At 71.9% G+C, this 26,117-nt stretch carries 26 protein-coding genes and 2 riboswitches; of the genes, 7 read left to right on the top strand and 19 right to left on the bottom strand.

Annotated elements, in window-relative coordinates:
• Positions 1-128 precede the first annotated feature (128 nt).
• Positions 129-212: riboswitch (glycine riboswitch) on the bottom strand.
• A 3-nt stretch (positions 213-215) separates the two neighbouring features.
• A riboswitch (glycine riboswitch) is annotated at positions 216-313 on the bottom strand.
• A gap of 174 nt (positions 314-487) precedes the next feature.
• Complete coding sequence (locus QMG39_RS10445) at positions 488-1,426, top strand: M48 family metalloprotease (RefSeq protein WP_281884722.1); 939 nt, start codon at positions 488-490, stop codon at positions 1,424-1,426.
• A gap of 28 nt (positions 1,427-1,454) precedes the next feature.
• On the opposite strand, the gene QMG39_RS10440 is transcribed toward QMG39_RS10445, so the two are convergent.
• Together QMG39_RS10440 and QMG39_RS10435 are read right to left on the bottom strand one after the other, a co-directional pair.
• Positions 1,455-2,285 (bottom strand): DNA/RNA non-specific endonuclease, encoded by an 831-nt coding sequence (locus QMG39_RS10440; RefSeq protein ID WP_281884721.1) that lies wholly within the window; start codon positions 2,283-2,285, stop codon positions 1,455-1,457.
• 17 nt (positions 2,286-2,302) lie between these two features.
• The gene (locus QMG39_RS10435) at positions 2,303-3,124 is read right to left on the bottom strand and encodes a GTP pyrophosphokinase (protein WP_373878321.1); all 822 of its coding nucleotides are present in this window, start codon (positions 3,122-3,124) and stop codon (positions 2,303-2,305) included.
• A 152-nt stretch (positions 3,125-3,276) separates the two neighbouring features.
• On the opposite strand from QMG39_RS10435, the gene QMG39_RS10430 reads away from it, so the two are divergent.
• Complete coding sequence (locus QMG39_RS10430) at positions 3,277-4,239, top strand: DMT family transporter (RefSeq protein WP_281884720.1); 963 nt, start codon at positions 3,277-3,279, stop codon at positions 4,237-4,239.
• Between the two features lie 22 nt (positions 4,240-4,261).
• Here the strand turns inward: QMG39_RS10430 and QMG39_RS10425 are convergent, their stop codons facing one another.
• Together QMG39_RS10425 and pip are read right to left on the bottom strand one after the other, a co-directional pair.
• A complete protein-coding gene (locus tag QMG39_RS10425) occupies positions 4,262-4,996 on the bottom strand; it encodes an alpha/beta hydrolase (RefSeq protein WP_281884719.1) in 735 nt (244 codons plus the stop codon).
• Positions 4,993-5,970, bottom strand: a complete 978-nt coding sequence (gene pip / locus QMG39_RS10420) for a prolyl aminopeptidase (protein ID WP_281884718.1) — start codon at positions 5,968-5,970, stop codon at positions 4,993-4,995. The genes QMG39_RS10425 and pip overlap by 4 nt, the downstream gene beginning before the upstream one ends.
• A gap of 69 nt (positions 5,971-6,039) precedes the next feature.
• Here pip and QMG39_RS10415 point away from each other — a divergent pair, with 69 nt between their 5' ends.
• Both QMG39_RS10415 and QMG39_RS10410 read left to right on the top strand, forming a co-directional pair.
• On the top strand, positions 6,040-6,534 hold the full coding sequence (locus QMG39_RS10415) for a DUF427 domain-containing protein (protein WP_281884717.1): 495 nt from the start codon (positions 6,040-6,042) through the stop codon (positions 6,532-6,534).
• A 39-nt stretch (positions 6,535-6,573) separates the two neighbouring features.
• Positions 6,574-7,581, top strand: coding sequence for a malate dehydrogenase (locus QMG39_RS10410; RefSeq protein ID WP_281884716.1), 1,008 nt, complete (start codon positions 6,574-6,576; stop codon positions 7,579-7,581).
• A gap of 54 nt (positions 7,582-7,635) precedes the next feature.
• On the opposite strand, the gene QMG39_RS10405 is transcribed toward QMG39_RS10410, so the two are convergent.
• From QMG39_RS10405 to QMG39_RS10395, 3 genes are read right to left on the bottom strand one after another with little or no spacing between them, the layout of a single operon-like run.
• Entirely contained in the window at positions 7,636-7,821 is a 186-nt protein-coding gene (locus QMG39_RS10405) for a hypothetical protein (RefSeq protein WP_281884715.1), read from the bottom strand.
• Between the two features lie 43 nt (positions 7,822-7,864).
• Positions 7,865-8,050: a hypothetical protein gene (locus tag QMG39_RS10400; protein WP_281884713.1), complete on the bottom strand. Its 186-nt coding sequence runs from the start codon at positions 8,048-8,050 to the stop codon at positions 7,865-7,867.
• A 53-nt stretch (positions 8,051-8,103) separates the two neighbouring features.
• Entirely contained in the window at positions 8,104-8,883 is a 780-nt protein-coding gene (locus tag QMG39_RS10395) for a M15 family metallopeptidase (RefSeq protein WP_281884711.1), read from the bottom strand.
• Between the two features lie 193 nt (positions 8,884-9,076).
• Here QMG39_RS10395 and QMG39_RS10390 point away from each other — a divergent pair, with 193 nt between their 5' ends.
• Positions 9,077-9,250 carry an HPP family protein gene (locus tag QMG39_RS10390; protein WP_281884709.1) on the top strand — a complete coding sequence of 58 codons (174 nt, stop codon included), beginning with the start codon at positions 9,077-9,079 and terminating at the stop codon, positions 9,248-9,250.
• 77 nt (positions 9,251-9,327) lie between these two features.
• Here the strand turns inward: QMG39_RS10390 and QMG39_RS10385 are convergent, their stop codons facing one another.
• The 9 genes from QMG39_RS10385 to QMG39_RS10345 all read right to left on the bottom strand — a co-directional run bounded on the left by QMG39_RS10385 (position 9,328) and on the right by QMG39_RS10345 (position 19,175).
• On the bottom strand, positions 9,328-11,403 hold the full coding sequence (locus tag QMG39_RS10385) for an acyl-CoA dehydrogenase family protein (RefSeq protein WP_281884707.1): 2,076 nt from the start codon (positions 11,401-11,403) through the stop codon (positions 9,328-9,330).
• A gap of 151 nt (positions 11,404-11,554) precedes the next feature.
• On the bottom strand, positions 11,555-11,938 hold the full coding sequence (locus tag QMG39_RS10380; protein ID WP_281884705.1) for a DUF7144 family membrane protein: 384 nt from the start codon (positions 11,936-11,938) through the stop codon (positions 11,555-11,557).
• A gap of 12 nt (positions 11,939-11,950) precedes the next feature.
• A complete protein-coding gene (locus tag QMG39_RS10375; RefSeq protein ID WP_281884703.1) occupies positions 11,951-12,385 on the bottom strand; it encodes a hypothetical protein in 435 nt (144 codons plus the stop codon).
• A gap of 108 nt (positions 12,386-12,493) precedes the next feature.
• Positions 12,494-12,937 (bottom strand): hypothetical protein, encoded by a 444-nt coding sequence (locus QMG39_RS10370; protein WP_281884701.1) that lies wholly within the window; start codon positions 12,935-12,937, stop codon positions 12,494-12,496.
• Between the two features lie 44 nt (positions 12,938-12,981).
• Positions 12,982-15,006: a DNA helicase RecQ gene (recQ, locus tag QMG39_RS10365; protein ID WP_281884699.1), complete on the bottom strand. Its 2,025-nt coding sequence runs from the start codon at positions 15,004-15,006 to the stop codon at positions 12,982-12,984.
• A 91-nt stretch (positions 15,007-15,097) separates the two neighbouring features.
• On the bottom strand, positions 15,098-15,706 hold the full coding sequence (locus tag QMG39_RS10360) for a copper resistance CopC family protein (RefSeq protein ID WP_281884697.1): 609 nt from the start codon (positions 15,704-15,706) through the stop codon (positions 15,098-15,100).
• Positions 15,703-16,410, bottom strand: a complete 708-nt coding sequence (locus QMG39_RS10355; protein WP_281884695.1) for a YcnI family copper-binding membrane protein — start codon at positions 16,408-16,410, stop codon at positions 15,703-15,705. The genes QMG39_RS10360 and QMG39_RS10355 overlap by 4 nt, the downstream gene beginning before the upstream one ends.
• Positions 16,411-16,486: 76 nt before the next feature.
• On the bottom strand, positions 16,487-17,107 hold the full coding sequence (locus QMG39_RS10350; RefSeq protein WP_281884693.1) for a hypothetical protein: 621 nt from the start codon (positions 17,105-17,107) through the stop codon (positions 16,487-16,489).
• Positions 17,108-17,180: 73 nt separating this feature from the next.
• On the bottom strand, positions 17,181-19,175 hold the full coding sequence (locus tag QMG39_RS10345; RefSeq protein ID WP_281884691.1) for a bifunctional metallophosphatase/5'-nucleotidase: 1,995 nt from the start codon (positions 19,173-19,175) through the stop codon (positions 17,181-17,183).
• 306 nt (positions 19,176-19,481) lie between these two features.
• Between QMG39_RS10345 and QMG39_RS10340 the strand changes: the two genes are divergently transcribed.
• A complete protein-coding gene (locus QMG39_RS10340) occupies positions 19,482-20,501 on the top strand; it encodes an EamA family transporter (protein ID WP_281884689.1) in 1,020 nt (339 codons plus the stop codon).
• 21 nt (positions 20,502-20,522) lie between these two features.
• On the opposite strand, the gene QMG39_RS10335 is transcribed toward QMG39_RS10340, so the two are convergent.
• Positions 20,523-23,051, bottom strand: coding sequence for a DEAD/DEAH box helicase (locus QMG39_RS10335; RefSeq protein WP_373878320.1), 2,529 nt, complete (start codon positions 23,049-23,051; stop codon positions 20,523-20,525).
• 212 nt (positions 23,052-23,263) lie between these two features.
• Positions 23,264-24,187, bottom strand: a complete 924-nt coding sequence (locus QMG39_RS10330; protein ID WP_281884687.1) for an AEC family transporter — start codon at positions 24,185-24,187, stop codon at positions 23,264-23,266.
• A gap of 115 nt (positions 24,188-24,302) precedes the next feature.
• Between QMG39_RS10330 and QMG39_RS10325 the strand changes: the two genes are divergently transcribed.
• Entirely contained in the window at positions 24,303-25,283 is a 981-nt protein-coding gene (locus QMG39_RS10325) for an aldo/keto reductase (RefSeq protein ID WP_281884685.1), read from the top strand.
• Between the two features lie 10 nt (positions 25,284-25,293).
• Here the strand turns inward: QMG39_RS10325 and QMG39_RS10320 are convergent, their stop codons facing one another.
• Entirely contained in the window at positions 25,294-26,001 is a 708-nt protein-coding gene (locus QMG39_RS10320) for a DUF1353 domain-containing protein (protein WP_281884683.1), read from the bottom strand.
• Positions 26,002-26,117: the final 116 nt, after the last annotated feature.

Raw genomic sequence — 26,117 nt, 5'->3', positions numbered from 1 at the left:
ACGGTGCGCACCCGGCGATGAGGGGTGCGGATGCCCGGGGCATCCGCTCGGGTGCCGAAGCGTCGGGACAGGTCATCGGAACTCCCAGGTCGTGGCCGGCCGCGCCGGCGTCGGGTGGTTCCTCCCCGCTCTGTCGATGACCTGAGAGATTCGCGCGACTCGCGCCGCCTTGCCCCGTCGGTGAGCAGGCCTCGGCCTGCTGCTTTCCAGAGTTCCCTGTCGTGGCGGTACGGGTGCCTGAGAGATTCCCGGGGAGGGGCTTGCTCCTACGGCGCCGCCCGGCGGACCGGGCGGGCTCTCCCGCCACGATGCGGGTATTCGGTTGTGGTCGTCACGCTAACACGCACGCGGCACATGCCGGGACGGTCGCCATCCCGGCCAACGTGCGGCCCGGGCCGGCCCAATCCCGGCTCGATGGGTTCCGTGCGGGCCACGCCACTGGCTAGCATGACCGCCACACTGCCGATCGGGGGGAACCGTGATGAGCATGCAGACCGATGATGAGGCGACACGCGCAGAGCAGCTCCTCCGTGACTCGCGGCACCCGTCCGAGGCGCCGGCGTTCGTCCTCGCCGTGACCGCAGTCGGCGTGGTGTTGGCGATCGGCCTCTTCGCCGTATTCAGCCCCGCCGTCCTTGGCGGCCTCCTCGCGATCGTCGGTGTGGCGCTCTTCATCTGGCTCAACTTCCAGATCGGTCGGGTGCGCATGCGCGCGCATGCTGTTGCGGTGACCTCGGCGTCGTTCCCCGCGCTGCAGGAGGTCATAGACGACGTCCGCTCGCGACTGGGCTACCGCCGTCGCGTCGATGTCTTCGTCGTGCGCGGGCAGGCGACCGCCGCCGCCACCTACACCTACTTCGGTGTCAACGCCATCCTCCTGGACGGCTCGGCGATCGCGGACCTCGACTCGGAGCGCCGCCGGAGCGAGGTGCGTTTCCTGCTCGCCACCGAGTTCGGGCACCTCCTCGCTCGATTCTCGTGGTGGGTTCCCGCACGCGTTGCGGTCACGAGGCTCGGACTCCAGCAGGTGCTCGCGCCGTTCGTCGCGCCGTGGCTGCGCGCGACGGTCTACACCGGTGACCGCCTTGCCTACCTCTGCACCCGCGACGTCGACGTCAGCATGAACGCGATCCACCGAGCGCTGGTCGGGAAGGACGCCGCCGCCGACCTTCGTCCGAGCGGACTCATCGAGCAGGCCGGGTCGGTCCGCCAGTCCTTCATTCTGCGAGTCGCCGAGATCCTCCCCTCGACTCCGCACACGACCAATCGCTACCTCGAGCTGCTCGCATTCATCGCCCAGGTGCAACCCGCCGACTTCGACCGACTGCGCGACGCCGTCTCTCCGAAGGCCGCGGCCGTGATGACGCAGCTCGTGCCGCCCCCGACCCAGCCGGTCGGCCTGCCGCCCGCGGCCGCCGAAGGCTGAGGCGGGGACCCGCCCGCGCGGGATCGCCTCAGAGCACGACGTCGTCGAACGACTCGAGGCGGATGCGGCGGGGCCGGAGCGCGGGCGCGGCCAGCACGTCGGCCGGTACGAGGTCGCCGAGGTCGACCCCCGCGACGGCGGCGACGTCGGCCACCGGCACCTGGAACGTGCGGAACGGGCCGAGCGGCGGCACGACGTCGAGGTCGCCCACCACGCCCATGCGCCGCGCGAGCTCGTCCGCGTTCAGCTGCGGCGTCTGGTCGAGCAGGAACGCGGCCGAGACGAGCGCGCCGCCCGAGACCCACGCCACGACCTTCCAGAACGACAGCGGCACGCGGATGCCCCGGTACTCCGGGTCGGTCGGGCGCAGCACCGGCGCGGTGAAGACGCTGATGCGGGCATCCGTCGTCTCGGCGAAGGCCAGCACGTGGTCCTCGAGGCCGAGCCAGAGCTCGCGCGACTGGTTGAAGCCGCTCGCCTGGGGCGCCGCGTTCGGGTAGGTGAAGGTGTCTGCGTTCGCCTGCGCGGCCACGTCGGGCGCGCCCCAGACCGGGTCGCGCCGGCGCACGAGGTGGCCGCGGTCGAGGTCGTTGCGCAGGTACACCTCGGGGCCCGCCTGCTGGTCGGCCGGCACGCGGTCGTCGAGCCGCCAGTCGTCGTCGCGCGGCAGGTCGAGCAGGGCCGCGCCGTCGACGTTCACGCCCGTGACCGCGGCGAACCGCCGCGACGTGTCGAGCAGCACGCCGAAGTGCGTCGAGTCGAGCAGGACGTGCTGCCCCGGCGGGGCATCCGTCACCCGCGGCAGCGGCACCGCGACCCCGAGGAACTCCTCGTCGTAGCCCGCGCCGATCTCCCCCATCGCCCGCGTCCCCGGCCTCAGACCCGCCGGGTGCGGAGCCGGTAGTCGTGCAGCGCGCGCACCGCGTGGTCGCCCGGCTGCACCTCGGCGAGCGCCTGGCCCGCGGCATCGGGCACCGGTTCGTCGGACGCGGCCGACAGGTGCACGGCCTCGCCGCCGTGCACCTCGTGGTGCAGCCGCTCCATGTCGGCGTCGAGCTGCGCGGCCGTGACCGCGGCCTGCTTCAGCCCGTCGAGCAGCTCGGCGGGCACCTGCGCGTCGTACTTGTAGTAGATCTTGTGCTCGAGGCTGGCCCAGAAGTCCATCGCGATGGTGCGGAACTGCACCTCGACGAGCACCGGCACGATGCCGTCGGACAGGAAGATCGGCACCTCGATGATCGCGTGCAGGCTCTGGTAGCCGTTCGCCTTCGGCTCCGCGATGTAGTCCTTCACGCGCACGACGCGCACGTCGGACTGGCTCGTCAGTACGTCGAAGACGCGGTACACGTCGGAGACGAAGCTGCACGTCACCCGCACGCCGGCGATGTCGGTGATCTGCTCGCGGATCGCGTCGAAGGTCGGCTCGACGCCCTTGCGCTGTATCTTCTCGACGATCGAGTCGGCCGACTTGAGGCGGCTCGAGATGTGCTCGATCGGGTTGCCACGGTCGGAGGCGGCGAAGTCCTCGCGCAGGATCGACAGCTTCGTCACGATCTCGTCGATGCCGAACTTGTAGCGCTGCAGGAACCGCACGAACTCGTCCTGCAGCGTGCGCAGGGCCTGCAGGCTCTGGTCGTCGACGCCGTCGAACGCAGCGGCAGCGCTGTCGAGGTCGGGGCCCGGGGTCGTTGGGGTCACGCGACGAACCTACGGGTGCTGTCTCTGCGTCCGCTGTGCACGCGCGGTGCGGCGGCATGGTACGGCGGCGGATGCCCCAGGGCCGGCGCCCGCCCCTCGTCGCTCCGGCCGCGTGTGCGGGCGCCCGGCGCGCGCGTGCGAGACTGAGCGCCATGCGTGCAGTCCTCGCCGTGCTCGCGGCGGCCGTGTGCTTCGGCACCACCGGCACGGCGCAGGCCCTCGGGCCGGAGGCCGATCCGTTCTCCCTCGGCGCGGCACGCATCCTCATCGGCGGCGGGGCGCTCGCGCTGATCGCCCTCGTGCTCGCGCGCCGCCGGCCGCGCGACGACGAGCCGCTCGTGCCCGAGATGCCCGTGCTCGACGATGCACCCACCGGGTCGGCGCCCGTGACCGACCCGCGCCGGGCGCGCCTCGTCTCTGCTGCCATCGTGGTCGCGGGCGCGCTCGGCGTGCTCGCCTACCAGCCCGCGTTCTTCGCGGGCACCGAGCGCAACGGCGTCGCCGTCGGCACGGTGGTCGCGCTGGGCTCGGCGCCCGTGCTCACCGGCCTGCTCGAGTGGGCGGTCCGCGGGCACCGCCCGTCGGGCCGCTGGGCGCTCTCGACGATCGTCGCGACCGCGGGCATCGCGACCCTCGGCCTCGCGAGCGGCGACGCCGAGCACGCGATCGACCCGCTCGGGCTCGCCGCCTCGCTCGGCGCCGGGCTCTCGTACGCCGTCTACGCGCTCGCCAGCAAGGGGCTGCTGGAGCGCGGGTGGTCGGGCTCGGGCGCGATGGGCGCGCAGTTCGGTCTCGCCGCGGTGGTGAGTCTGCCGCTGCTGCTCGCGACGGATGCCTCGTGGCTCGCCACGCCCTCCGGGCTCGTGATGGGGCTCTGGCTGGGCCTGGTCACCACGACCCTCGCGTACCTGCTCTTCGCGGCGGGCCTGCGCCACCTGACTGCCGCGACCGTGTCGACGCTGACGCTCGCCGAGCCGCTCACCGCGACCCTGCTCGGGCTGTTCCTGCTCGGCGAGCAGCTCCCCGTGGGGGCCGCGATCGGCCTCGCGGTACTGGCCGCGGGCCTCGCGATCCTCGCCGTGCCGGTCGGGCGGCGGGCGCAGCGGGCGACGTGAGCGCCTCGGGCCCGACCGGTCGTCAGGGCGTGCCGAGGAGCGCGGCCTCGAGGGCCTCGGTGATCGCCGCGAGCGACTCCTCGCGCGGCATGGTCGACTCGCCGTCGCCGGGCTGCACGCCGTAGTCGCCGAAGTCGGCGTGGTTGGCGCCGTCGAGCTCCACGAAGACCGCGTCGACGGGTAGCAGGCCGGCGTTGCCGGTCACGTCGTCGGGCGTCGTCAGCCCGTCGTTCGAGCCGCTGATGCTCAGCACCTCGAGGCCCGAGTCGGCCAGGTCGTTCGCGCAGTAGCTGCCGAAGAGCACGAGCCCCGCGGCATCCGACTCGCCCTCGCCCGCGAGCATGCAGGCGCGCACGCCGCCGAGCGAGTGCCCGCCGACCCACCATTCGTCGACGCCCGGCGCCGCGGCCGTGAAGTCGTCGAGGCTGCGGACGTCGAAGAAGGCGAGGTTGAGGGTCGGCTTGGTGATCACGACGGTGGCGCCGGCCTCGACCACGCCCGAGAGCACGCGCAGGTAGGCGTACGGGTCGACCTTCGCGCCCGGGATGAAGACGAGGCCCGTGTCGGAGGCGCCGTCGGCGGGCTCCATGACGATCGAGTCGGGGGTCGAGGTGATCGTGATCGCGGGGTTGCGCCACGCCTCGAGAGTGGCGTCTCGCTCACCCTGGAACACGGTCTGCGTCCACGCGACGAACACGACGACGAGCAGCACGAGGGCCATGACCGCCGCGGCGATCCATCGGAGTACGTGCTTCATCCGCGGTGTTCGCCGGGCGCGCGCGCGAACCGGTCCGTTGCCTCGATCATCGCGTCGAGGATACCCGGCTCGTCGAACGCGTGCCCCGCGTCGGGGATGATGCGCAGGTCGGCCTCGGGCCACGCCTGGTGGAGGTCCCACGCGGTCATCACCGGCGTGCAGATGTCGTAGCGGCCCTGCACGATGACGCCGGGGATGCCGCGCAGGCGCTCGGCGTCGCGGATGAGCTGCCCCTCCTCCCACCAGCCGCCGTGACGGAAGTAGTGGTTCTCGATGCGCGCGAACGCCGTGGCGTACTCGGGCTCGGTGAACTTCGCGATGGTCTCGAGCTGGGGCAGCAGCGTGATGGTCGACGACTCCCAGCGCGACCAGGCGATCGCCGCCGGCTGGTGCACGTTCGGGTTCGGGTCGTCGAGCAGGCGACCGTAGGCGGCGATCATGTGATGCCGCTCGCGCTCGGGCACCTGGTCGAGGAAGTCCTCCCACAGGTCGGGGAAGATCGCCGACGCGCCGCCCTCGTAGAACCACTCGAGCTCGGATCGGCGCAGCGTGAACACGCCCCGAAGTACGATCTCCGTCACGCGGTCGGGGTGCGTCTCGCAGTACGCGAGGGCGAGCGCGCTGCCCCACGAGCCGCCGAGCACCTGCCAGCGGTCGATGCTGAGGTGCTCGCGCAGCTTCTCGATGTCGGAGACGAGGTGCCAGGTGGTGTTGACGCTGAGGTCGGCGTCGGGCGCGCTGGCGTGCGGGATGCTGAGGCCGCACCCGCGCTGGTCGAACAGCACGATGCGGTACCGCTCGGGGTCGAACAGGCGCCGGTGCGCCGGGCTCGTGCCCCCGCCCGGCCCCCCGTGCAGGAACACCACGGGCTTGCCGTCGCGGTTGCCGGACACCTCCCAGTAGATGTGCTGTCCGTCCCCCACGTCGAGCATCCCGGTCTCGAGCGGCTCGATCTCCGGATACATCTCGCGCATGCTTCAGGATATCGGGGTCGAGGATGCCTCATGCGGCCGCCGCCCAGCGAGTCGGCGTAGCCTCGGCCCATGCGACCGACGCCCCACGCAGTGCTGCCAGGCCAGGAGTCCGTCTGGGACTACCCCCGGCCGCCCGCGATCGACGCCTCCGGCGAGCTCGTCGAGGTCGTGCTCGGCGGCGCGGTCATCGCCTCGACGCGCGACACCGTGCGCGTGCTCGAGACGAGCCACCCGCCGACCTACTACCTGCCGATGTCGGCGTTCGCCGAGGGCGCGCTGTGGCCGGCGGCGGGCAGCTCGTTCTGCGAGTTCAAGGGCGGGGCGCGCTACTTCGACGTGCTCGGCGGCGGCACGGTGGCCGAGCGGGCGGCGTGGAACTACCCGGCGCCGACAGCGGGGTTCGAGGTGCTCGCCGACCGCGTCGCGCTGTACCCGGGGAGGATGGACCGCTGCACGGTCGACGGCGAGCGCGTCCGGCCGCAGCCCGGCGGCTTCTACGGCGGCTGGATCACGGACCGGGTCGCGGGGCCCTTCAAGGGGGCGCCAGGCACGATGGGCTGGTGAGCGTCACGGCTCGCCGCCGGCACGGGTAGGCTCGCGCACATGAGCGGATCACCGGTCACCATCACGATCACCGGCGCCGGAGGGCAGATCGGCTACGCGCTGCTCTTCCGCATCGCCTCGGGCGCGATGCTCGGGCCCGACACATCAGTGCGGCTGAAGCTCCTCGAGATCCCGCAGGGCCTCGGGGCCGCCGAGGGCGCGGCGCTCGAGCTGCAGGACGCGGCGTTCCCGCTGCTCGACTCGGTCGACGTGACGGATGACGCGGGGCGCGCGTTCGACGGCGCGAACCTCGGCCTGCTGGTCGGCGCCCGCCCACGCGGGCCGGGCATGGAGCGCGCCGACCTGCTCGAGGCCAACGGCGGCATCTTCGGCCCGCAGGGTGCCGCGATCAACGCCGGCGCGGCCGACGACGTGCGCATCGTCGTGGTCGGCAACCCCGCGAACACCAACGCGCTCATCGCCGCCGCGCACGCGCCCGACGTGCCGCGCGACCGCTTCACCGCGCTCACCCGGCTCGACCACAACCGCGCGCTCGGGCAGCTCTCCGAGGCGCTCGACGCGCCCGTCGGCGAGATCTCGCGCGTGGCCATCTGGGGCAACCACTCGGCCACGCAGTTCCCCGACGTGTCGCACGCGACCGTGCGCGGTCGCCCGGTGCCCGAGGTGCTCGACGAGGAGATGGGGCCGGATGCCGCGCGCACCTGGCTCTCGGACGTGTTCATCCCGCGCGTGGCCCAGCGCGGCGCCGAGATCATCCGGGTGCGCGGGTCGAGTTCGGTGGCATCCGCCGCCTCGGCCACGATCGACCACGTGCGCGACTGGGTGCACGGCACCGACGGCGCGTGGACGAGCGCGGCCGTCGTCTCGACCGGCGAGTACGGCGTGCCCGAGGGGCTCATCTGCTCGTACCCCGTCACCGGCGCCGACGGCACCTGGCACGTCGTGCCTGGCCTCGAGCCCGACGCGTTCGCCGCCCAGCGCATCGCCGCCTCGGTCGAGGAGCTCGTCGCCGAGCGCGACGCGGTGCGCGCGCTCGGGCTGCTCTAGCGCACAGCAGAGCGCGACGCCGCGGGTGCGGCGCCGCGCTCCTCGTCGCCGGGATCAGTACAGGCGATCGATGAACTTCTGCAGATTGGCGATGTAGTTCTCGTTGGTGAGCTTGTTCTCACCCGGGTGGATCCCGGTGAAGACGGCGCGCGGCTTCTGACCGGGACGCGAGATGATCGCGTACCAGCCACCCTTGCGGACTCCGGTCTTCCCCTCGATGTTGATGAACGACACAGGCATTTCTCTCTCCTTCAGTTGGCATCGCACCCGCGGTGCGATCGATTCAGTACAGGCGATCGATGAATTTCTGCAGATTTGCGATATAGGTCTCGTTGGTGAGCTTCTTCACACCGGGGTGGATGCCCGTGAAGACCGCACGCGGCTTCTGACCAGGACGCGAGACGATCGCGTACCAGCCGCCCTTACGCTCACCGGCCTTGCCCTCGATATTGATGAATGAAACTGGCATGTGTGCTCCTTCAGCTTGAGAGTGATCGGACGAGTCGAGTCGACCGAACCGAATCAGTACAGGCGATCGATGAACTTCTGCAGGTTGGCGATATAGGTCTCGTTGGTGAGCTTCTTCACACCGGGGTGGATGCCCGTGAAGACCGCACGCGGCTTCTGACCAGGACGCGAGACGATCGTGTACCAGCCGCCCTTGCGCACCCCGGCCTTGCCCTCGATGTTGATGAACGAGAGGGGCATTTCGTCATCCAAAAGACTTGAGGCCGAGGCTTCGTCGTAGGTGCCGTTGTATTCCCAATGCCACGCCTCCGGCGCATAACCTCCCGGCTCAGCCCATGATGGGTGAACCCACCCGAATGACGGCCCGTTTGCTTTGAGCCACGTGTAGATCGGATTCGACCAATCCGTTCGCCCCACGCCCACGTCGATCGCGAGGGCCCATCCATGATTCGAAGTGCCGGGTTCCGCTGCGTAGTTGCAGTTGCCTTGGGCACACCAGTAGTTCCGTGCTTCCACCTGGCCCGCATAGTCCCGATAGCCATCGTTGATCGGCAAGTCGTACCCAAAGGATGTACTGAAATTCTCGTTCAACGCCAAGAGCGCCACGACCGCATCCGACCGGAGCAGATACTGCGATCGCCAGGGAATTGGTGTCAGTGCGGACAACGGGATCTGGCCGTTGGAGTACCCTCCCCACGCATCCGCGGCGGCAGGCTCAGCGAGCGCTCCGATCTCGAACGCGGTGAGTCCGGCCGCGGCAAGCACTGATGCCGAGACGAACATCCTTCGCGTCATGCCGTTTTCTTCGACTTCGATTTCGATCTCGTCATCCATATTCGGAGAGTAGCGACTCAAAGACGTCGAAATCTGAGCCCACTGGATTTGTGGATATCTCGAACAGAATCGAATTGCCCGACGAATTCTCACGAATAGCCGGCGTATTCTACCCGTATTTCTAAAGTGATATTCGCTCGAATACAGCCAGACGGGAAATGCGCGGACACGTGGGCTCGTCTAGGCTCGACGCGTGGCCACGCAACCCTCACCCGCAGCACGCCGGAAGCAGATGATCGTCGGCATCGTCATGGGGCTCGTCATGGGCGTCGTGATCAGCCTGATCACCGGCTTCTGGCTGTGGCTCGCGGCGGGCGCCGCGGTCGGGCTCGCCACGGGCGCGCTCATGAAGCCGCCCGCCGAGTAGGCCGGGCGCAGCGCAGAGCGGCTCAGACGACGAGGGCCGACCCGCTCAGCGGATCGGCCCTGCGTGTCGGTACCGCGCTACTTCTTCGACTTCTCCGGCACCGGCGCGGTGCCCGAGGCGCGCTGGGCCTCGAAGTAGGCGCGCGCCTCGTGCTGGCGCTCCGCCTCGGCGCCGGTCGCGATGCTCGCGCGCAGGTGCTCGGGCTCGAAGCCGAACGCGTCGACCAGGTCGAGGGCGTGCGGGCGCAGGCGCGCGATCAGACGGTCGACGTAGGCCGTGACGGCCTGGGCGCGCTGCGGCGAGAGGCGGCCGTGGATGAGGTACCACGACATGTGCTGCTCGAGCAGCCCGAGGCCGAACAGGTCGCGCAGCCAGGTCAGCACCTGCTTCGTCTCGGCGTGCTCGGTCTGCTCGAGGCCGCGCGTGAACGCCTCCCACTGGAGCAGCTCGGCGTGCGCGCGCGCCGCCTCGATCAGCTCGTTCTGGTTGGCGTTGAACAGGGCCGCGGACTCCGCCTTGGGGAGCTTGCGGGCGTCGCGCAGGCGGCCGGCGATCTCCTCGACCATGGTCTCCACGCGGTCGGTCAGCAGGCCGCGCTGCGTGTCGGGGTCGCGCAGGTCCTTGACCGAGCGGGCGGTCGAGCCGAAGTCGCTCACGGTCTGCGCGATGCGGCGCAGGCCGCTGCCGTGGTACGCGCGGTCCGCCGCCTGGGAGACCACGTAGCGGGCCAGCGCTCCGGCGTCGGCACCCGCGAACTTGCGCGAGAAGTCGGTGAGCAGGCGCTTGGCGACGAGCTGCAGTAGCACGTTGTTGTCGCCCTCGAACGTGACGTAGATGTCGAGGTCCTGGCGCAAGCCGACGAGCCGGTTCTCGGCGAGGAAGCCCGCGCCGCCGCACGCCTCGCGCGCCTCCTGCAGGGTGTCGAGCGCGTGCCACGTCGAGAGCGGCTTGAGGGCCGCAGCGAGGGTCTCGAGGTCTTGCCGGTCATCGTCGGTGTCGGCCTTGCCGCTGAACACCGCGTCGAACTTCACGAGGAACTCGTCGTGCGCGAAGACCTGCGCGTACGTGGTCGCCAGGCGCGGCAGCAGGCGGCGCTGGTGCCGCTGGTAGTCGAGGAGCACCTCCTCCTCGGTGTCGCTCGCCGCGTTGAACTGGCGGCGCTCGCTGCCGTAGCGGATGGCGATCGCCAGCGCCATGGCCGACGCGGTGGTCGCTGCGCCGTCGAGCGAGACGCGACCCTGCACGAGCGTGCCGAGCATGGTGAAGAACCGGCGGCCCGGGCTCTCGATCGGGCTCGAGTAGGTGCCGTCGGCCGCCACGTCGCCGTAGCGGTTGAGCAGGTTCACGCGCGGCACGCGCACGCCCGAGAAGTGCAGGCGGCCGTTGTCGATGCCGTTCAGGCCGCCCTTCAGGCCGTCGTCCTCGCCGCCGATGCCGTCGAGGAACACGCCCTCGTCGTCGCGCAGGTGCACGTAGAACGCGTGCACGCCGTGGTTCACGCCCTTGGTGATGAGCTGCGCGAAGACGACCGCGTCCTTGCCGTGCAGCGCCGCGTTGCCGAGGTAGTCCTTCCACGCCCCGCGGAACGGCGTGTCGATGACGAACTCCTCGGTGTCGGGGTCGTAGGTCGCGGTCGTCGCGATCGAGGCGACGTCGGAGCCGTGCCCGGTCTCGGTCATCGCGAACGCGCCCGGCACGTCGAGGGTCATGATGCCCGGCAGGAAGGTCTCGTGGTGGTACTCCGTGCCGAGGTGCAGCACGGCGGCGCCGAACAGGCCCCACTGCACGCCCGACTTGATCTGCAGGCTCGGGTCGGCGAGCACGAGTTCCTCGAACGCAGCGATGTTGCCGCCGGCGTCGTCCTGACCCCCGAGGGCCTTCGGGAAGGCGCGATTCACGTGGCCGTTCGCGACCAGGTAGTGCAGCTGGCCGAGCACGCGCTCGCGGTGCTCCGCCATCGAGAGCCCGTCGATGCGCTGCACCTCGGGCTGCTTCGCGACCTCGCGCGACGACAGGCGGATGTCGGCCCACGTGCCGAGGAGCTGTCGGCCGAGCACGGCGACGTCGATGCGGGGGTCGGAGCTGGTCTCGTCCTCGCGCTGCTCGACCGTGGTCGGCGCGTCGGTCTCGGGGCGAACGGCGGTGTCTGCCATGCGATGTCCTCTCTGCACGGATATTCGAGGATCACGGTAGGTCTCTCACAAGGAAGGACCAACCACACTGTTCGGATGCCACAAATGCGCGACACTCACGTCGTTGCGGCGATTGTGCGCTCCCCACATGGAGCGCGAGCCGCCGGGCGCCTCAGCGCCGGAAGAACGCGTTCGCCTTCGGGGAGAAGAGCAGGGCGAGGATCAGCACGGCGAACCCGATGCTGAAGTACTCGGCGATGGCGGTGGGCGTCGCCACGATCACCCACACCGACCCTGCGATCGACAGCGCCTCCACGATCGCCACGACGATGCGCGCGACCCGGCTGCCGCTGAGCAGGCCCGCGGCGACGGCGATCGCAACGACGCCGATCAGGATCGACAGGATCGCGACGGTCGTGAGCGAGCCGCTCACCGCGGCTGCGAGGTCGGGGTCGGTGCCGAACAGCAGCACCAGCGCTCCCGCGAGCACGTCGAAGAAGCCGCCGATCCAGGTGAGGATTGCGACGAACGTGACGCCGCCGGGTCGCTTCGCCACGTGGCCCTCCGGTCAGTCGACGTTCGGCTCTGCCGGCGCGAGGCCGCGGAAGAATCGGGTCGAGTCGGGCATCCACAGCAGCGTGATGGCCGCGACTGCGACGAGTGCACTCAGGATCTCGCCGGCGACGCCCGCGGGGTTCATCACGCCGATGACGATCGACGCGACGGCGCTGAGCGCCTCCAGCACCGTGACGGCGATGCGCGAGACCGGGTTGCCCCGCAGCAGCCCGATCGCCGCGACCACCACGATCACCCCGAGCAGGAGCGAGACGGTGGATGCCGCGATCAGCGCGCCCGTGCCGCCGAACTGCTCCGCGAACTCCGGATCGGATGCCGCCGTGAAGAGCAGCACCGCCGCGACGATGTCGATCGCGGCGCCGATCCAGACGAGGAACGCCACGATCGTGACGCCCAGCGGTCGCTTCGGTCCGAACTGCTGTGCCATCTGCGCTCCCCCGTCGCGTGCCGTGGGGCCGATCCTAGCGAGCCGGCTCGGGCGGCGCGACGATCGTCAACAGCGCGGCCCCGGCCCCGGCGGAAATCCCATCCGCACCTACGCGGCCGCGGGCTGCGGGCGTGCAGGCGCCCGCGGCGGGAGCCAGAGCAGCGCGAGCACCGCCAGCGCGGCGACGGCGAGCACGTACGGCGGCACCCAGGTCGGCACCCGCACGATGAGCACGAGCGTCGCGGCGAGCGCGAGGGCCTGCGCGATCGTGAGGGCCACGCGCGGGACGCGACCACCGCCGACGAGCAGGCCCACGGATGCCGCGATCGAGGCGACGCCCGCGACCATCGACGAGGCCGTCACGCCGAGGATGATCCAGAGGTCGCGGGTCTCGTCCGCCTGCGTCGGCACCGGCGACGCGGCCACGGGTGACCCCGGCTCCACGGCGACGACGACCCCGAGGTTCAGGAGGACGACGAAGAGCAGGTTCAGGATGCCTGCGCCGAGTCCGATCACTGCGACGAGTGTGGTGCCGGGCATGCGCTGCGGCATTGGGGTGCCTTTCGCTCGAGGCTGCGACGCGGACGACCGTTGACTTAGCGCCCGACGTGCTCCGCCACCACACGAATCAGGGACTCGCCGTACGACTCTCGCTTCTTCGCGCCGATGCCCGTGATGCCGTCGAGGTCGGCGATCGAGCCGGGTCTCGCCTGCGCGACCGCCCGCAACGTCGCATCGCCGAACACGATGTACGCGGGTACGCCCTGCGTGCGCGCCTCCTCGGCGCGCCAGGCGCGGAGCGCCTCGAAGAGCTCGACCTGGGCCGGCTCGAGGTCGGCGGCTGCGGGTGCAGCGGCGCGCGATCGCCGTGCGGGCCGGTCGGGCTCGGTGCGCAGCGAGACCGTGCGCGCGCCGGAGAGCACGTCGGCCGAGGCATCCGTCAGCCCCAGCGTGCCGTACTCCCCCTGTGCCGCGATCAGGCCCTGCGCGAGCAGCTGGCGCACGACGCCGCGCCACTGCTGGTCGCCGAGGTCGTCGCCGATGCCGTAGGTCGCGAGCCGCTCGTGGCCGTACTGGCGCACGCGCGCCGTGTCGTTGCCCCGGAGGATGTCGATCAGGTGCCCGGCGCCGAACCGCTGCCGGCGCTCGCGCTCGAGGCGCACGATCGTCGAGAGGAGCTTCTGCGCGGGCACCGTGCCGTCCCACGACTCGGGCGGGTTCAGGCACGTGTCGCAGTTGCCGCACGGGGTGCTCTGCTCGCCGAAGTAGCCGAGCAGGTTCTGTCGGCGACAGGAGACCGTCTCGCAGAGCGCGAGCATCGCGTCGAGGTGCTGCTGCATGCGCCGGCGGTGGGCGACGTCGCCGGGGCTCTCGTCGATCATGCGCCGCTGCTGCACGACGTCCTGCAGGCCGTACGCGAGCCACGCGGTCGCGGGCTCGCCGTCGCGGCCCGCGCGGCCGGTCTCCTGGTAGTACCCCTCGACCGACTTCGGCAGGTCGACGTGGGCGACGAAGCGCACGTCGGGCTTGTCGATGCCCATGCCGAAGGCGATGGTCGCGACCACCACGACGCCGTCCTCCTGCTGGAAGCGGCGCTGCGTCTCGGCGCGCTGCTCGGGCGGCAGGCCCGCGTGGTACGCCAGTGCGCTCACCCCGTTCTGCTGGAGGTACGCGGCGAGCTTCTCGGTGCTCGCGCGCGAGAGCGCGTAGACGATGCCCGAGACCGGCGCGCCCGTGGCGTCCACCCCCTCGCGGCGGATGAAGTCGAGCAGCTGCTGGCGCACCTGTGACTTCGACTCGATGCGGTACTGGATGTTCGGGCGGTCGAAGCTCGAGACGAAGTGGCGCGCGTCGCCGAGCGACAGGCGCTCGGTGAGCTCGCGGTGGGTGGCCTCGGTGGCGGTCGCGGTCAGCGCGATGCGCGGCACGTCGGGCCAGCGCTCGGCGAGTTCGGCAAGGGCCAGGTAGTCGGGCCGGAAGTCGTGGCCCCACTGCGAGACGCAGTGCGCCTCGTCGATGGCGAACAGCGCGATGGTGCCCTGCTCGAGCAGGCGCTTCGCGGGCTCGGTGTTGAGCCGCTCGGGCGCGATGTAGAGCAGGTCGAGCTCGCCCGCGCGGTACGCGCGCTCCACCTCGCGCCGCTCGTCGGGAGACTGCGACGAGTTGAGGTAGGCGGCGCGCACGCCGTTGCGCACGAGCGCGTCGACCTGGTCGTGCATGAGCGCGATGAGCGGCGAGACGACCACGCCGGTGCCGGGCCGGAGCAGCGCGGGCACCTGGTAGCAGAGGCTCTTGCCCGCGCCGGTGGGCATGAGCACGACCGCGTCGCCGCCGCCCGCCACGTGGGCGATGACCTCGGCCTGGTGGCCGCGGAAGTCGTCGTAGCCGAAGACCGCGTGCAGCGCCTCGTGCGCGTCGGCGAAGCGCGCGGGCGCGGCCGCCGAGACCGGTTGAGGGGCGGCAACGGATGCCACGGGGCCGGCCGCCGGCGCGAACTCCGCGCCGCCCGGCACGGCCGTCTCCCACTCGAGCTCGGGCGGGGGCGCATCGTCGGGGTCCGGCGGCGCGACGGCGTCGGGGTCCCACCAGTCGTCGGGTTCCGGGGCGGAGTTCCAGGTCACCCGACGAGCCTAACGAGGCCCGGCGACGGGCGTGCGGCCGTGTCGAACGACCGCTCGCACCATCGCCGGGCGCGGTGTGGAGGACGTGCCGTCAGTCGGACTTGCGGCGGGTCAGCAGCAGGGTGACGCCCACGGCGGCGCCGATCGCGAGCACCGCACCCCCGATCCAGAGGGCCTCCTCCGGCACGAGTGGGCCGGACTCGTCGGCGGCCGACTCGGCGGCATCCGCCTCGTCGACCGTCGTGGTCGCGCCGCAGGCGAAGTCGGCGTCGCTGCCCGCGCCGAGCTCGACGCCGTCGGCGGGCGCCCAGGTGAACGCGAACTCGCCCGAGATCGGGTGCCCGTCGGTCGAGACGGCCTGCCACGCCACGGTGTATTCACCGGGCTCGCCGAGCAGCGTCGCGAGCTCGACCGTCGGGCCTTCCACGGTGCCGCAGCCGTCGCCGTAGCGCAGCCCGTCGGGCCCGACCACCTGCACGATGCCCCCGTTGCCGAGGTCGAGCAGGTCGTCGTTCGTGGTGACCGAGATCGTGCCCGGCTGCTCGGTGACGGTCGAGTCGGGCTCGGGGCTCCACGCGATCGGGGAGTTGTGCGCGGCGGCCGGCATCGCCGGCAGCAGGGCGAGCGCGAGCGCCGCGGCCGCGCCGAGCAGGCCGCCGACGATGCGGCGGCCGGCCAGGCGCGGCTGGGCGGAGGTCACTGCTTCGCCGCTCCGCGACGGGCGGTCGCCGCGAGCACGATGCCCACGGCGCCGACGACGAGGCCGCCGATACCGAGCACCCGGGCGAGGACGTCGGTCTCGGAGGCATCCGACGCCTCGGTCGCCTCGGCGTGCTCGTCGTCGGCGTGCTCCTCCTCGGTCTCCTCCTCGGTCGTACCGTGCGAGTGCGCGTCGCCGGCGGCCTCGGTCACCGTGATGTACGGAGCGGGCGTGTCGGGCTCCTCCTCGCCGTGCTCGGCGACCTCGGTCCAGGCGGTCTCGCCCTCGACGCAGCCCTGCACGACGGGGAAGACGAGGTCGGTGCCTGCGGCGTCCTCCGGGATGAGCACCTGCATCGAGACCGTGTCGCGGAACTCGTTCGGGAGCGGCTCGAGCGCCGTGTACACGACCTGGGAGACGCGGTCGCCCTCGGTCACGAGTTCGATGTCCCAGGTCGGGCTCAGCGTCGGCTTGACGGTCTGGACGTCCTCGGGGATGTCGATCGTGAGCGAGGTGGTGGGCGATCCCTCGCAGTCGTGGCCGACGGCGAAGGTCATCACGGAGTACGAGCCGGCGGCGGTGCCGCTCGGCGTGACCGAGACGTGGGCGTTCGCCGCGAGCGGCGCGGCGAGCGCCAGGAGCGTGCCGCCGCCGAGCGCTGCTGCGGCGAGGGCGGTGGTGCGGAAGGTGGTGCGGATGGTCATGGATGTCCTGTTCGAATGCGCGCGCGATCGCCGGGATGGCGTCGGCGCGGAAGTGTCGTGGGTGGCGGTGTCGCGATCAGGCGACGGATGCCACGGGCGGACCACGGTGCCGCAGGACGGAGAGCACGACCAGGCGCGGCCTGGCGAGGGGGCGGTGCCACGCGGCGCGGGGCGCGCGCGGGACCGCGACCGGGAGTGCCGCCGCGGGCAGGCGCAGCAGCGGCAGGAGGACGGTGCGGGCCGACCGGGCGAGGGCGGCGAGCGCGAGGTCGCCATGCCGGAGGGCGACGATCGTGAGCACGGCGGCGACGGCGTGCGAGACGAGCATCGACGGCGATGCGTCGAGGGAGCTGACGCCGAGCCCGGCCAGGGCGGCGTCGAAGACGGCCGAGTCGACGGGCGCGTGGCCGGCGTGCGCGCCGGTCGCTCCCACGGCGCCGGTTCCCGCGGGCGCCGTCACCGTGAACAGCGCGTGCAGCACGAGCTGGCTGAGCACCGCGCCCGCGGCGGTGCGCGGCAGGCTCGGCGCTGCGCCGACGAGCACCATGCAGACGAGGCCCGAGAAGGTGAGCGCCAGCACGATCGCGAGCGGGCCGGGCGGATGCCCCCCGCCGACGACGTGCGAGAGCGAGGCGACGAGCGTGGCGGATGCGGCGACGAACCACCCGCGCGCCACCCGCTGCCATCTCGAACTCACCCCGACAGCGTACGCGAACGCGCCGCGGCCCCGCGCACGAGGTGCGCGGGGCCGCGGCGGCCGAGCCCTGGGATCAGAGCGGTGCGACGTCGAGCGTGAACGAGCTCGTCGTGCCGGTGCTGGGCACGACCACGTCGAACGTCGTCGGGCCGACACCGGACGGCACCACGAAGGTGACGCTGGCCTGGCCGACCTCGTCGGTCGTGGGCGTGTACGCGGTGTCGATGGGCTCGGTCGCGAGGAGGACCCCGCCCGAGTACAGCTCGACCACGTCGGCGTCGATCTCGTCGCGGGTGAAGTCGAGCGACGACAGGTTCACCGTCACCGACTCGCCCTCCGCGACGGTGGAGCCGCCGGGCAGGTTGACGCCGACCGCGCGCTGGGCGATGTCGGTCGTCGCCGAGCCGAACTCGGCGAAGTAGTCGACCATCGACTGCAGGTCGATCTTGCCGCTGTCGGAGACGTTCGTGCCGGCCGCGAAGGTGCTGAAGTTGTCACCGCCGGAGGCGAGGAACGAGTTCACGCCGACCGAGTAGGTGTCCCCGAGCACGACCGGTACGCCTGCGAGCCACATGTCGGTGATCTTGTCGCCCGCGGGCCCTGCCGGGTCGTAGGTGTAGGTGAAGTCCTCGCTCACGCCGAGCTTCAGGAACGGACGCGACGCGCCCGCGGGCTGCCACTGCTCCTCGAGCACCTGCTTGATCTGCGCACCGGTGAGGTCCATCGCCACGAGCGTGTTCGCGAACGGCTGGACGCCCGCCGCCTCGGCGTAGGTCACCTCGCCCGACGCCAGGTCGGCGCGGAGGCCGCCCGGGTTCATGAAGGTGACGTCGACCGAGCGCGTGCCGTCGACGTTCAGCGCCCAGAGCTGCACGTCGGCCACGAAGTTGCCGAGCGTCGACTCGCCGCCGCGGTTCTCGGGGAACGACGTGGACGTCGACGGGTCGGCGGCGACCGCACGACCGAAGTTCTCCTCCGCGGTGCCGAGCACGACGCTGCCGAGCACGTCGGCCACCTCGACCGCGTCGTCCACGGTGCGCTGGACCTTGTTGTCCTCCTTGTACGCGTAGCCGACCACGCTGCCGCTGGAGTCGCGCACCGCGACGTCGTAGACCGTGTTGTGCATCGAGACGATCTCGTCGCCGAGCGTGTCGTACTCGATGACCATGTTGCTGAACTTCTGGCCGTACTGGCCGCTCGAGATCACGGGGCGACCGTCGATCACGTGGTTGTACGCGAGGTGCGTGTGGCCCGAGACGATCGCGTCGATGTTGTCGTTGGCGTTCAGCACGATGTCGCCGAAGCGCGATGTCGGGTCGATCGCGGAGGCGATGCTCGTGGTCGCCGCGCCTTCGTGGACGAGCATGATCACGATGTCGGCCTCGCCGTTGCCCGGGTCGCCGTCGCTCAGCTGGTCGGCGACGCGGTTCGCCGCGACGACCGGGGAGCCGACGTCGATCGACGCGATGCCCGCGGGGCTCACGAGCGAGGGCAACTCGTCGGTGACGGCGCCGACGAAGCCGATGCTCACGTTCTTGAAGTCCTGCACCCAGTACTCGGGCAGCGCCGGGTCGTCGGTGCCCTTCTCGTAGATGTTCGCGCCGAGGTACTCCCAGTCGGCGAGCGGCATCACCCGGTCGGTCAGGTCGGCGAAGCCGAGGTCGAACTCGTGGTTGCCGACCGCGCTGACGTCGAGGCCCATCTGGTTGAGCGCCACGATGGTCGGCTCGTCCTGCTGGATGAACGACGTGAAGGTCGATGCGCCGATCATGTCGCCGGCGGCGGCGAAGACCGTGTTCGTGTTGCCGCGCGAGAACTCCTTCACCGCGCCGGCGAGCGCCGCTGCTCCGCCGGTGGAGCCGGACTGCTCGAGTCGGCCGTGGAAGTCGTTGATGGTGAGCAGGTTGATCTCGGCGATCTTCTGCTTGTCGACGGGAGGTGCCGCCTGGGCGGCCATGGAGCCGCCGATGGTCAGCGCGGTCGCGGCGGCGACGGCGATCGTGCCGGCGACGAGGCGTCCGCCCCGTCGTCGCGTGCGGGCCGACTGCGCGGCCTGGGTCTCCTGCATGGTCCGGGTGCTCCTTCGTTGCGGGGTGCGAACAGGTCGCGATGCGGCGCGCCCGGTGACGCCGCCCCCGGGACTCCCGCCCCGGTGCACGCCGTCCCCTCCGGGCGCACGATGCCCCCGTCACCAGGTGGCAGGGGTGCTGCTCACACTAGGGAGCGCAGGGCGTGCTGCCAACCCCCCTCCCGTGCACGGAACCGGCAATTCACGGCGATTTCATGCACCCGGCCGGCCATCGCGCGCAGATGTGCAGGCAGCAGGCGCGGGCGTGCGCAGGTGAGCACGCGACCGCCCGACTACGCTGAGCGGATGCTCACGGTCGTGGTCGGGCTCGCCGGCGCCCTCGTCTACGGTGCCGCCGACTTCCTCGGCGGCCTCGCCGCGCGGCGGGTGAGCGCGCTGCTCGCGACCGCGGTCGCCGCGGGCTCGGGACTCGTCGCACTGCTCGTGGCCTACCCGTTCGTCGGCGGGGCCTGGGGCCGCGACGACGTGCTGCTCGGGGCGCTCTCCGGCATCGCCGGGGCGCTCGCCCTCACGCTGCTCTACGCGTGCCTCGCGATCGGGCCCATGAGCATCCTCTCGCCGCTCACCGCGGTGGTCTCGGCGGTCGTGCCGATGGCGTGGGGCCTGGCGGCGGGCGAGACGCTCGCGCCGATCGGCTACTGGGCGCTGGGCATCGCGCTGGTCGCGGTCGTGCTGGTCGGCTTCGTGCCGGAGCAGGGCGCGGTGCGGCCGAGCGTGCGCGGCATCGCGATGGCGGTCGGCGCCGGGGCCTCGATCGGCACGTTCCTCATCATCATCGACGGCACGAGCGACGAGAGCGGCCTCGTGCCGCTGGTCATGAACCGCACCGTGAGCGTGCTCGTCATGGCGGCGGCGGTCACGACGCTGGTGCTCGTGGCGCGGGGGCGGTCGCGACGGTGGTCGCGACGGGCGGCGGATGCGGCGGCCGCGCGCGCCTCGGAGGACGAGCCGATCGCGGCGGAGGCGCTGCACGCGGCGGGCGCCGCGGGGGTGGCCGTGCACGCCGGGCAGCCCGGGCCCGGTGCCGACGACGATGCCCCGCGCGGCTTCGTGCTGCGCACGCCCGGCATGGCCGCGGGCATCCGCTTCGCCATCGCCTGCGGCGTGGTCGACGTCGCGGCCAACGTGCTGCTGCTGATCGGCCTGCGCATCGGCGACCTCACCGTGGTGAGCGTGCTCACGGCCATGTACCCGGCCGGCACGATCGTGCTCGCCGCGATCGTGCTGCGCGAGCGCATCGCGCCGGTGCAATGGGTCGGGCTCGTGCTGGCGATCGCGGCCGCGGCGATGCTCGCCGCGGCATAGTCCGCGCGCTCGGCCCGAACCCTAGATGCGCCCGGCCCAGGTCACGCGCACGACCGCCGCGCCGTCCTCGGCGCTCGCCGCCAGGTCGACCTCGCCGCGGATGCGCCAGTCGTGATCGCCGGCCGGGTCGGCGATGACCTGCTCGACGCGCCAGACGCCGGCGCCCGGGTCCTCGTCGATCGTCAGCAGGCGGGGCGCACGGGCCGCGCCGTCGGTGCCGATCTCGTCGTGCTCGGCGTAGTACGCGTCGAGCACCTCGGGCCAGCCGACGTCGGGGTCGAGCTCGGCGAGCTCCTCGTCGCGCTCGAGCGCCGCGAGCTGCACGCGGCGGAACAGCTCGTTGCGCACGAGCACCGTGAAGGCCCGGCGGTTCGAGACCACGCTCGGTGGCGCGGGCGGCACGACCTCGGCGGGCTCCGGGCCGTCCTCGAGCGGGTGCGCGAGCCGCTCCCACTCGTCGACGAGGCTCGAGTCGACCTGCCGCACCATCTCGCCGAGCCACTCGATGAGATCGAGCAGCTCCTCGGTCTTCGCCTCCTCGGGCACCGTCTGGCGCACGGCACGGTAGGCGTCGCTGAGGTAGCGCAGCACGAGCCCCTCGCTGCGCTGGAGCTGGTAGAACGACACGTACTCGCCGAACGACATGCTGCGCTCGAACATGTCGCGCACGACCGACTTGGGGCTGAGCTCGAAGTCGCGCACCCAGGGCTGGCTCGACGCGAACGTCTCGTACGCCTGCGCGAGCAGCTCGTCGAGCGGCTTCGGCCAGGTGACCTCCTCGAGCGCCTCCATGCGGTCGTCGTACTCGACGCCGTCGGCCTTCATCGCGGCGACCGCCTCCCCGCGCGCGCGGAACTGCTGCTGCGAGAGGATCGGCCGCGGGTCGTCGAGCGTCGACTCGATGACGCTCACGACGTCGAGCGCGTAGTGGCCGGTGCCGGCGGATGCGGCGCCCGCCGTGTCCTCGGGGTCGAGCAGCTCGATCGCGGCGAGCGCGAACGGCGAGAGCGGCTGGTTCAACGCGAAGTTCGGCTGGAGGTCGACGGTCAGCCGGATCACCGGCTCAGCGGCATCCGATCGCACCACCTCGACGACGCCCGCGGCGACGAGCGTGCGGAAGATGCCGATCGCGCGGCGGGCGAGCTCGCGCTTGCGCGGCATCGGCTCGTGGTTGTCGAACACGAGCGCGCGGGCGTTCGCGAAGACGTCGCCTCCGCGGGCGATCACGTTGATGAGCATCGCGGCGGTGAGCTGGAGGTGCGAGGTGAGCGGCTCGGGCTCGGCCTCGATGAGCCGTTCGAACGACCGCTCGGTCCAGTTGACGAAGCCCTGCGGCGCCTTCTTGCGCACGACCTTCTTCAGCTTCTTCGCGTCGTCGCCGGCCTTGCGCACGGCGACGGCGTTCTCGATCTCGTGCTCGGGGGCGAGCGCCACGACCGTGCCGGCGGTGTCGTAGCCCGCGCGCCCCGCGCGCCCCGCGATCTGGTGGAACTCGCGGGCGGTGAGCTGCCGCATCCGCTGCCCGTCGTACTTGGTGAGCGCGGTGAGCAGCACGGTGCGGATCGGCACGTTGATGCCCACCCCGAGCGTGTCGGTGCCGCAGATGACGCGCAGCAGCCCGCGCTGGGCGAGCTGCTCGACGAGTCGCCGATAGCGCGGCAGCATGCCCGCGTGGTGCACGCCGATGCCCGCGCGCACGAGCCGGGACAGCGTCTTGCCGAAGCCGGTCGTGAACCGGAACTCGCCGATCTCGCGGGCGATCTCGTCCCGCTGCTCGCGCGTCACGACGCGGATCGACGAGAGGGCCTGCGCCCGCTCCATCGCCGCGGCCTGGGAGAAGTGCACGATGTAGACGGGCGCCTGCTTCGTCTCGAGGAGCTCCTCGACCGTCTCGTGCGCGGGGGTCACGGCGTAGGAGAACGAGAGCGGCACCGGGCGCTCGACTCCCGTGACGCGCGCGGTGTCGCGACCGGTGCGGCGGGTGAGGTCGTCGGCGAGCGACGTCACGTCGCCCAGGGTCGCCGACATGAGCACGTACTGCACGTCGGTGAGCGTGATCAGCGGCACCTGCCAGGCCCAGCCGCGGTCGGGGTCGCCGTAGAAGTGGAACTCGTCCATGACGACCTGGTCGAGGTCTGCCTCGGGGCCGCGCCGCAGCGCGAGGTTCGCGAGGATCTCGGCGGTGCAGCAGATGATCGGCGCATCCGGGTTCACCGAGGAGTCGCCCGTGACCATGCCGACGTTCGCGGCGCCGAAGATGTCGACGAGCTGGAAGAACTTCTCGCTCACGAGCGCCTTGATCGGCGCGGTGTAGTAGCTGCGGCCGCCACGGGCGACGGATGCCGCGTGCGCGGCGACGGCCACGAGCGACTTGCCCGTGCCGGTGGGCGTGGAGAGGATGACGTTCGCGCCCGAGACGATCTCGATGACCGCTTCGTCCTGGGCCGGATAGAGCTCGATGCCGCGATCGGCGGCCCAATCGACGAACCCGTCGTAGGCCGCGTCGGCGTCGAAGGGCGTCGGCATGCGGTCGAGGAGCGGGGCGGTCACCCGAACGAGTCTGCCGCATGTGCGCTGCGGCCCGGACATGGAAGCGGCCGGTGCGCCCCGAGCTCGGGTCGTTGCGCACCGGCCAACAGGTCTCGATCGACAGTCAGTTCCCCCTGCATACGCCGTGTCTCGACCCACTCATACGGTACGAATTCCGGGGGCACCGGGCATCGGGGTCAACCCTGAACCTCGGCGGGGTGCTCGCCGGCGCGTCAGACGCCGAGCAGCAGCGAGACGAGGAAGAGCACCGGCACGGCGCCGACCGTCGTGATGAGCACGGTGTCGCGGGCGATGATCTCGGCCGTGTCGTAGCGCTGGGCGATGTTGAAGACGTTCTGCGCGCTGGGCAGCGCCGCGAGCACGGTCACGGCGTAGAGGGTGTGGCCGTCGAGGCCGAAGGCGAACCGGCCGACGGCCCAGGCGACGAGCGGCATCGCGACGAGCTTCAACGCCGACGCGAGCACCACGTCGCGCCGGCCGGAGCCCGGGGCGAGCGGGCGCTGGCCGTGCAGCGAGATGCCGTACGCGATGAGCATGACCGGCACGGCCGCCTGCCCGACGAGGGCGATCGGCTCGGTGACGATCGCGGGCAGCTCCAGGCCGGTGATCGAGACGAGCACGCCGAGCAGCGACCCGATGATGATCGGGTTCGCGAGCGCCCTCAGCACGGTGCGCCAGACGGATGCCCCGCCGCGCACGACCACGTCGAGCACCGACAGCGCCGCGGGCATGAAGAGCAGCAGCTGCAGCAGCACGACCGGCGCCGAGAACGCCGCGTCGCCCAGCATGTAGACCGAGATCGGGATGCCGATGTTGTTGCCGTTCACGTAGCCCGAGCCCATGCTCCCGATCACGACGTGCCCGACCGGGCGGCGCCAGGCGATCAGCGCGACCGCGGCGTAGACGACGAACATCGACGCGGCGGCGATGAACGACACCGGCAGCAGCGCCGAGAAGAGCGCGCCCACGTCGGCGCTCGCGAGCACGCTGAACAGCAGGAACGGGCCGAGCACGCTGAACGCGAGACGGCTGAGCACGTACCGCGCGTGCGGGCCGAGCACTCCGCTGCGCCCCGCGACCCAGCCGACGAGGATCGCGACCGCGATCACCGCGAAGCCGGTCAGGACGTCCAGCACGTGGGCCTCCTCCTGCGCCCGGGTGCGCGTTCGTCGTAGGGTCGGACACGATCCTCCCACCTCCGGCGACGGGTGCCGCGCAGGGTGGGTGCACGCGGACGAAGGAGACCCGACCATGACCATGCACACCGCACTGCCCACCGTTCCGCTCGGCACGACCGGGATGGACGTGACCCGCGTGGGGTTCGGCGCGTGGGCGATCGGCGGGGGCGACTGGGCGTTCGCGTGGGGCGCGCAGGACGACGACGCGTCGGTCGCGGCGATCCTGCACGCGGTCGAGCGGGGCGTGAACTGGATCGACACGGCGTCGGTCTACGGGCTCGGGCACTCCGAGGAGGTGGTCGGGCGGGCCCTCGCCGCGCTGCCGGCCGATGATCGGCCGTACGTGTTCACCAAGGGCGGCATGCAGTTCGACCTCGCCGACCGGCGGCGCAGGGCGCAGCGCGTGGGCGCGCCCGCCGCGATCAAGCGGCACGCCGAGGAGTCGCTCGCGCGGCTCGGCGTCGAGCGCATCGACCTCTTCCAGATGCACTGGCCGGCCGACGACGGCACCCCGATCGAGGAGTACTGGAACGCGTTCGTCGAACTCCGCGACGAGGGCAAGGTGCGTGCGATCGGGCTGTCGAACCACTCGGTCGCGCAGCTCGAGGCGGCCGAGGCGGTCGGCCACGTCGACACGCTCCAGCCCCCGTTCTCGGCGATCGCGCCCGCGACCGCCGACGAGCTGCTGCCGTGGTGCGTCGCCCACGACACCGGCGTGATCGTCTACAGCCCGATGGGCTCCGGCCTGCTGACCGGCGCGTTCGACGCCGAGCGCGTCGCATCACTGCCCGAGGACGACTGGCGGCGCAGCGCACCGGCGTTCACGACCGACCTCGAGCAGAACCTCCGCATCGCCGACGCGCTCGCACGGGTCGCCGAGCGCCACGGCGTGCCGCAGCCCGCCGCGGCGGCGGCCTGGACGCTCGGGTTCGACGGCGTCACCGCGGCGATCGTGGGGGCGCGCTCGGAGGCGCAGATCGAGGGCTGGCTGCCCGCGAGCTCGCTCGCGCTCACGGACGAGGACTACGCGGAGGTCGCCGCGGCGAGGGCCTGACCCGTTCCGGTCAGCCCCGGACCGTCGGCCGGACCACGTCGGCCGGCCGGCCGCCCGAGACGAGCGCGACGATCGCCTCGACCAGCCGGAACGGCACCAGGGCGACCAGGTGCAGCAGCACGAGCGGTCCGAACGCGGCGACCGAGTACGGCAGCCACACCATGAGGCGTCGCTCGGCGCCCCACGGCAGCGCGAGCACGGCGGGCACGAGGGCGAGCAGCAGCCACCACGGCTGGGCGAACGCGAGTACGGTCGCGGCGACCACGAGCGCCGCGCCGACGACGGTCTGGAGCACCAGCAGCACGCCGAGACCGGCAGCGGAGTACCGGATCGTGCGGTCGGCCGACACCCAGCTCCACATCAGCCACGCGCGCAGCAGCGGCACGCCCTGCTCGAGGAGCGCCGTGCGGAACACGCGGTCGTCGACGCGCCGCTGCGCGAGGACGGCACCCCGGTCGCCCAGTTCGTCGGCCGCCCGGCTCTGCGCGTCGTGCAGCACCGCCGGCGCCGACTGGCGGCCGTAGCTCGCGATGAAGCTCCACAGGAACGGCGGCACCGAGGCGAGATCCGTCGCCGCGGGCTGCGCGCGATACGCGCCCCCGTCGACCGGGTCGTCGTACCGGATCGGCTCGAGCACGTCGAACTCGTACCCGTCGGCGGGGCGCTGCGCGAGCACGATGCGCTCGAGCGGGCCTCCCTCGTCATCGCTGAACGGCATGCCGCTCCTCTCGTCGGTCCCATCCTGCCCGCCCGCGGCGACACGTGCCCACAGCCCCTGTCGCGACGACGGCCGCTGGGCCTAGGGTCGAACTCGACGCCCCTTCCGGGGGACGC

Source organism: Agromyces rhizosphaerae (assembly GCF_027925245.1).
In the GTDB taxonomy this organism is placed as follows: Bacteria; Actinomycetota; Actinomycetes; order Actinomycetales; family Microbacteriaceae; genus Agromyces; species Agromyces rhizosphaerae.
Note: the sequence above shows the minus strand (reverse complement) of the source record. Positions and strands in the feature narration are given on the sequence as shown.

Coding starts and splice junctions, on each gene's coding strand:
- QMG39_RS10400 (WP_281884713.1), bottom strand. CDS start 8,050: ATGCCAGTTTCATTCATCAATATCGAGGGCAAGGCCGGTGAGCGTAAG.
- QMG39_RS10375 (WP_281884703.1), bottom strand. CDS start 12,385: ATGGCACAGCAGTTCGGACCGAAGCGACCGCTGGGCGTCACGATCGTG.
- QMG39_RS10370 (WP_281884701.1), bottom strand. CDS start 12,937: ATGCCGCAGCGCATGCCCGGCACCACACTCGTCGCAGTGATCGGACTC.
- QMG39_RS10345 (WP_281884691.1), bottom strand. CDS start 19,175: ATGCAGGAGACCCAGGCCGCGCAGTCGGCCCGCACGCGACGACGGGGC.
- QMG39_RS10430 (WP_281884720.1), top strand. CDS start 3,277: ATGCGTGCAGTCCTCGCCGTGCTCGCGGCGGCCGTGTGCTTCGGCACC.
- QMG39_RS10395 (WP_281884711.1), bottom strand. CDS start 8,883: ATGGATGACGAGATCGAAATCGAAGTCGAAGAAAACGGCATGACGCGA.
- QMG39_RS10415 (WP_281884717.1), top strand. CDS start 6,040: ATGCGACCGACGCCCCACGCAGTGCTGCCAGGCCAGGAGTCCGTCTGG.
- QMG39_RS10405 (WP_281884715.1), bottom strand. CDS start 7,821: ATGCCTGTGTCGTTCATCAACATCGAGGGGAAGACCGGAGTCCGCAAG.
- QMG39_RS10410 (WP_281884716.1), top strand. CDS start 6,574: ATGAGCGGATCACCGGTCACCATCACGATCACCGGCGCCGGAGGGCAG.
- QMG39_RS10445 (WP_281884722.1), top strand. CDS start 488: ATGCAGACCGATGATGAGGCGACACGCGCAGAGCAGCTCCTCCGTGAC.
- QMG39_RS10385 (WP_281884707.1), bottom strand. CDS start 11,403: ATGGCAGACACCGCCGTTCGCCCCGAGACCGACGCGCCGACCACGGTC.
- QMG39_RS10355 (WP_281884695.1), bottom strand. CDS start 16,410: ATGACCATCCGCACCACCTTCCGCACCACCGCCCTCGCCGCAGCAGCG.
- pip (WP_281884718.1), bottom strand. CDS start 5,970: ATGCGCGAGATGTATCCGGAGATCGAGCCGCTCGAGACCGGGATGCTC.
- QMG39_RS10425 (WP_281884719.1), bottom strand. CDS start 4,996: ATGAAGCACGTACTCCGATGGATCGCCGCGGCGGTCATGGCCCTCGTG.
- QMG39_RS10440 (WP_281884721.1), bottom strand. CDS start 2,285: ATGGGGGAGATCGGCGCGGGCTACGACGAGGAGTTCCTCGGGGTCGCG.
- QMG39_RS10325 (WP_281884685.1), top strand. CDS start 24,303: ATGACCATGCACACCGCACTGCCCACCGTTCCGCTCGGCACGACCGGG.
- QMG39_RS10320 (WP_281884683.1), bottom strand. CDS start 26,001: ATGCCGTTCAGCGATGACGAGGGAGGCCCGCTCGAGCGCATCGTGCTC.
- QMG39_RS10340 (WP_281884689.1), top strand. CDS start 19,482: ATGCTCACGGTCGTGGTCGGGCTCGCCGGCGCCCTCGTCTACGGTGCC.